Origin of the sequence: Youxingia wuxianensis (genome assembly GCF_014385085.1) — a bacterium.
Taxonomy (GTDB): Bacteria; Bacillota; Clostridia; order Oscillospirales; family Ruminococcaceae; genus Youxingia; species Youxingia wuxianensis.
This window is the reverse complement of record NZ_JACRTD010000029.1, coordinates 1-1,026: the sequence shown is the minus strand read 5'-3', so window position 1 is coordinate 1,026 and position 1,026 is coordinate 1. Positions and strand designations below refer to the sequence as shown.

General features: G+C 54.1%; 2 protein-coding genes. Both read right to left on the bottom strand.

Translation table 11 applies throughout. The features are described 5' to 3' along the window. Positions 1 to 371 (bottom strand): MobA/MobL family protein (locus H8705_RS13630; RefSeq protein WP_262396322.1); only part of this gene is annotated, 371 nt, incomplete at its 3' end. A 229-nt stretch (positions 372 to 600) separates the two neighbouring features. Next, entirely contained in the window at positions 601 to 897 is a 297-nt protein-coding gene (locus H8705_RS13625; protein ID WP_227597414.1) for a DUF3847 domain-containing protein, read from the bottom strand. Positions 898 to 1,026 lie beyond the last annotated feature (129 nt).

The following is a 1,026-nucleotide window of genomic DNA, read 5'->3' as shown; positions in this document are numbered from 1 at the left end:
TCAACGCACATTCCTCTGGAAACAAATTGAGAGGAACAGTATTCCCGGACAAGCCGGATCTGTTCCTCTCTGGATAATTCTATGGGGAGTGCTGCGTCAATCTCTCTGGCAAGCTGGGCGTTCCCGGCTTTCTCGTAAAGCTCCACACTGTTCCACAAGGTTGAACGGTCAGAGAAAGAGGGCGGGGCATGGGAAGGCAGCATGATTTCTGTATGGACAACGCCGCGCTTGCGGGTGTAGTCATGGGTCATTCCGTCCCACTCGTTTGTGATTTTCTCGCCGCTTCGGTAGGCGGCTGCGGCAACGGCTGACTTGCCTTTTCCACGGCTGACTATGCCGATGTTACAATGGTAAATGGCTATGGGTATCACCTCCCGGATAGGATAATAAAACCCGCAAAAATAGTACAGACGCCGGGGCGGGTGTACTGTTTTTGTGGGTGTGCAGGGATAGCCGCGAAGCGGCGCAAGGGGTGCAGCCCCTTGTTGCGGCAAAGCCGCCATATCGGAGCGCGGGGAAAGTTCCCTGTGCGGAGATAAGCCCTCGGCAGAGCGCACACGCCCGCAAGGGTGTATAAGTGCGCCCTTTGTTCCAAAGGGATTATTCCGCGTTCCCGTCCCCGGCTCGTTTTTTCAGATATTCCCGCGCTGGTTCACTCGTCAAGGCAAGCCGGAGAAGTGCTGTGGCTTCCTCGTCGGTCATGTTCTTTGCTTCCGGCACAATGCTTTCAAAGACCGCGCCCCGGACGATAAGGCGGTGGCTGCGCGTTCTGCGTTCCTCTTTGGATAGCTTCTGACGCAACATCTTTTCCCGGTTCTCAAACTGCCGGATTTTCTTCTTTCTGTCCTCAATCTCGGCGGTCAATTCCTCGCGGGTTTTCTCTCTCGGTTTCGTCATAGGTGGTCGCTCCTTTCTGCCTGTCGGCATAGAAAAAGGACAGTCGATTTTCTCGGCTGTCCCTTGTGGGTGGGGTATTAAGTTTTGCTGTGTACTGTTCGATAAATGGGCAAATGTGCATTATTCTAC

Bases quoted from the DNA above. Each gene is read 5' to 3' on its own strand.
- H8705_RS13625 (WP_227597414.1), bottom strand. From the start codon at position 897: ATGACGAAACCGAGAGAGAAAACCCGCGAGGAATTGACCGCCGAGATT.